The sequence below is a fragment of the Virgibacillus sp. 7505 genome, assembly GCF_002272135.1.
In the GTDB taxonomy this organism is placed as follows: Bacteria; Bacillota; Bacilli; order Bacillales; family Amphibacillaceae; genus Terribacillus.
This window is the reverse complement of record NZ_NPBF01000052.1, coordinates 1-681: the sequence shown is the minus strand read 5'-3', so window position 1 is coordinate 681 and position 681 is coordinate 1. Positions and strand designations below refer to the sequence as shown.

Annotated in this window: 1 pseudogene; it reads left to right on the top strand. The window is 46.8% G+C overall.

Going from position 1 to position 681, the window contains the following annotated elements:
- Positions 1-681 (top strand): annotated as a pseudogene (locus CHH91_RS17860) (transposase); the annotation flags it as partial.

The window sequence follows — 681 nt, the reverse complement described above, 5'->3', positions numbered from 1 at the left end:
AAAGACAAGGTGTGCCGACCAAAGGTTGTCGCTGTGGATGCGGGCTATAAAACGCCTGCCATTGCCAAAAAACTTCAAGAAGAAGGCGTTCATCCTGTTATGCCTTATAAACGCCCGATGACCCCTAAAGGCTATATCCGAAAAAACGAGTTTGTCTATGATGAATACTACGATTGTTTTCTTTGCCCACAAAACCAGGTGCTTTCTTACCGAACGACGAATCGAGAGGGGTACCGGGAATATGTCTCCGACCCTCGGATTTGTGAGACGTGCCCGCTGCTCGCTCAATGTACAAAGAGCCAAAACCACCAAAAGCTCGTTCTTCGCCATATTTGGCAAGATGCCCTGGATGAGGCAGAACATCTGAGGCATACGGCAAAGAACCGAGACATCTACGCCAAGCGCAAAGAAACGATTGAGCGTGTCTTTGCCGATCTGAAACAGAAGCATGGTCTGCGTTGGACCAACCTGAAAGGGTTGGAAAAAAATGCAATGCAGGCGATGTTTGTTTTTGCTGCGATGAACTTGAAAAAATTAGCCACCTGGAGTTGGAGGAGGAACACCCCTCCAACTCCAAAGTCTCCAATATCCATCCATCTCTTTTATCATCAACAAAACGCCTTTGAGAATCATTTTCTCAAAGGCGTTTTGTCTACGCTCTGAACGGATTGCATCCGCAAT